General features: G+C 76.9%; 4 protein-coding genes. 2 read left to right on the top strand and 2 right to left on the bottom strand.

The window, feature by feature from the left end:
• A partial coding sequence (locus KIK08_RS38595; RefSeq protein WP_214408262.1) for an ESX secretion-associated protein EspG occupies positions 1-374 on the top strand: 374 nt, incomplete at its 5' end.
• Between the two features lie 140 nt (positions 375-514).
• On the opposite strand, the gene KIK08_RS38590 is transcribed toward KIK08_RS38595, so the two are convergent.
• Together KIK08_RS38590 and KIK08_RS38585 are read right to left on the bottom strand one after the other, a co-directional pair.
• The gene (locus tag KIK08_RS38590) at positions 515-871 is read right to left on the bottom strand and encodes a hypothetical protein (RefSeq protein WP_214408261.1); all 357 of its coding nucleotides are present in this window, start codon (positions 869-871) and stop codon (positions 515-517) included.
• Between the two features lie 72 nt (positions 872-943).
• Positions 944-1,330 (bottom strand): VOC family protein, encoded by a 387-nt coding sequence (locus KIK08_RS38585; protein ID WP_214408260.1) that lies wholly within the window; start codon positions 1,328-1,330, stop codon positions 944-946.
• A 63-nt stretch (positions 1,331-1,393) separates the two neighbouring features.
• Here KIK08_RS38585 and KIK08_RS38580 point away from each other — a divergent pair, with 63 nt between their 5' ends.
• A complete protein-coding gene (locus tag KIK08_RS38580; protein WP_214408259.1) occupies positions 1,394-2,155 on the top strand; it encodes an AraC family transcriptional regulator in 762 nt (253 codons plus the stop codon).
• Positions 2,156-2,537 lie beyond the last annotated feature (382 nt).

Below are 2,537 nucleotides of genomic sequence, written 5' to 3'. Positions count from 1 at the left end.
CGCCGCCCGGCCCGGCCCGGGGGACGTCGCCGCTGGCCGCGGTGGGCGGGCTGCGCGCCGCGCTGGTGAACAACGGCGCCTCGGCCGCCGACGCCGGCCGGCTGGCCCGGATGCTGGGCGGGACCGAGCGGCGGGCCCAGCTGGTCGCGCTCACCGGCGACCGCTGGGGCGGCACCACCCGCGCCGGCGGCGTCCTCGTCGTCCTGGACGGCGCCCCCGGGCGCTACCTGCTCACCCGCAGCACCGGCGAGGACGGCGTGGAGTGGACGACCGTCGCCCCCACCGACGACCGCCGCCTGCGCCACCGGCTGGGCGAGCTGCTGGCCGGGGCGGTCCCCCGGGACGCCGCCGCGGCGGACGCGCTGCCGGCCTGACCCACCCCGCGGCCGGTCCCGAGGGGTGGCCGGGCACACGTCGACCCCGCCGGCTCCCCCGAGCCGACGGGGTCGACCTCTCCCCCCACGTCAGCCGCTCGCGGGTTCCCCACCCGCGCGAACGACCTCCGATCATGTGGTCAGGCGGGCCCCACCTGCCGCCGCCCGGCCGCGGCACCGGCCACGCCGGCCACCACGGTGACGATGCCGAGCAGGATCGCGACCAGCCCGAGCCCGCCGACGAGCAGCCCGACGACCGCGGACACGCCACCGACGGCGAGGCCGGTGCGGGCGATGGCGGCGCCCTGCTTGCCGCGCGTCAGGTAGCGGGCCGCGCCCGCGGTCAGCAGGATCGCGATCAGGCCGCTCAGCGGCGCGAGGACGGCGTCGAACGGCAGCACGGCGATGGCGATGTCGTCGACGAACTGGGCACCGGCCCCGGCCAGCAGGACCGACCCGGTGCTCACCGCCGTCGACGTGCTCAGCGAGGTGGTCATGGCACTCATCGTCGCCCGGCCGAGGACCCCGGGTATCGGGGATGACCCCGAGCGCGACCCCGGTCGCGGGGACTACTCGGCCTCGGGGTCGACGTGCATGGCGCCGACCGCGTTGCCGTCCGGGTCGGCGAGCCAGGCCAGGGTGCCGACGCCGGCGATGGTGGCCGGCTCGGCCAGCACCCGCCCGCCGCTCGCCCGGGCGGCCCGCAGCACGGCGGGCAGGTCGTCGACGTCGAAGGTGCCCTCCAGACCGAGCATCCGGCCGCCGGGCAGCAGCTCGCGGCGGCGCTGCAGGGCGCCCCGCACCTGGCTGTCGGCATCGGCGGAGCCGGTGCGGATGTGGAAGAAGCCGGGCGGACCCCACGGCTCGAAGGCCCAGCCGAAGGTGGCCGCGTAGAACCGCTGGGCGGCCGGGACGTCGGTGGCGTTCAGCGCGAAGTGGCGCAGGACGGAGCTCATGTCGTTCAGGATGGGCCCGTCTCGGCTGGCGCACCGTCGTTCGGACGGCGGAAACTGTCGCGGATGCGTCAACCGACCGACGACGACCTGCTGGCCCGGTCCTTCTCGGTGACCATGCCCGGCGGGGCGTTCGCGCTGCCCACCGAGCCGGGGTGGCACCAGCTGGTGCACGCCGCGACCGGGTCGATGCGGGTGGAGACCGGCGGCGCGCTGGGTCCTGGCCGAGCGGAGGTGCGGGTGCTGCCGCCGCACCGGGCACTGTGGCTGCCCGACGGCTGGCGCGCCCGCGTCGTCGTGCACCGGCGGGTCGCCCTGCGCACCCTGTACCTCGCCGGCCCACCCCGGCTCGCCGCTCGACCGACCGCCGTCGACGTGGCCCCGCTGCTGCACGAGCTGATCCTGCAGGCCGTCCGCGACAGCCCGCTGCGCCGCGACCGCCCCGCGCACCGCAGGCTCCTGGAGGTCCTCGGCGACCGGCTCGCCCTCGCCCCGTCCGCCCCCGAGGTCCTCCCGCTCCCCACCGACCCCCGCGCACTCGCCCTCGCCGACGCCCTCCGCGCCGACCCGGCGACCACGCTCCCGCTGCGCGCACTGGCCGAGGGCGCCAGCATCCGGACCCTGGAACGGCTGTTCCTCGCCGAGACCGGCCTGACGATCTCCCGCTGGCGGCAGCGCCTGCGCCTGCTGCTGGCGACCGAACTCCTCGCCGCGGGCGAGCCGGTCACGGCGGTGGCGCTCGCCGTCGGCTACGCGACACCGAGCGCCTTCACCGCCATGTACCGCACCCACCTCGGCCACCCCCCGTCGAGAACGAAGTTGTCGTGATCAACAGGCCCTGTTGATCACGACAAGTTCGTTCTCGACGGGGGCGGTGGGCGGCGATTGGACGAGAGCCGCTTTCGTGCGACGGGGTTGGACGAAAGCCGCGCTCGTCCGACGAAACGATCTCCCTGCGCGGGTACGCCCGCGGCCGGGTTGGACGAAAGCCGCGCTCGTGCGGCCGGGTTGGGCGAGAGCCGCGCTCGCTCGGTGAGACGCAGCGCTGGCGTGGCCTCGCAGCGCTGGCGTGGCCTCGCAGCGCTGGCGTGGCCTCGCAGCGCTGGCGTGGCCTCGCAGCGCTGGCGTGGCCTCGCAGCGCGCCGGCGGGTTGCGAGCCCACACCCGGTGCTGCGAGGACGCCGGTTGGGGTGGTCGCGCAGCGCTGGTG

The sequence above is a fragment of the Pseudonocardia lacus genome, assembly GCF_018531445.1.
In the GTDB taxonomy this organism is placed as follows: domain Bacteria; phylum Actinomycetota; class Actinomycetes; order Mycobacteriales; family Pseudonocardiaceae; genus Pseudonocardia; species Pseudonocardia lacus.
This window is presented reverse-complemented; position numbering and strand designations above follow the sequence as displayed.